This is a genomic window from Pseudomonas sp. Pseusp88, from assembly GCF_047303955.1.
Classification (GTDB): Bacteria; Pseudomonadota; Gammaproteobacteria; order Pseudomonadales; family Pseudomonadaceae; genus Aquipseudomonas.
Map to the genome: position 1 here is coordinate 1 of NZ_JBGLYM010000134.1, position 249 is coordinate 249.

At 54.6% G+C, this 249-nt stretch carries 1 tRNA gene; it reads left to right on the forward strand.

The features are described from left to right. Nucleotides 1-174: 174 nt before the first annotated feature. Nucleotides 175-247: transfer RNA gene (locus ACCD02_RS32770), tRNA-Glu, on the forward strand. The last annotated feature ends 2 nt before the right edge of the window (nt 248-249 follow it).

Sequence of the window (249 nt, forward strand, 5' to 3'; positions counted from 1 at the left end):
GGGAATAGCTCAGTTGGTAGAGCACGACCTTGCCAAGGTCGGGGTCGCGAGTTCGAGTCTCGTTTCCCGCTCCAAATTTAACAATGCTGTCTTCGGACAGGATTGTAGTGAAATCAGAACACGATCATTGATCGGGTTTTGAACTCTGGAACATCACCATATGTTCCGGGCAGCGTCCCCTTCGTCTAGTGGCCTAGGACACCGCCCTTTCACGGCGGTAACAGGGGTTCGAGTCCCCTAGGGGACGCC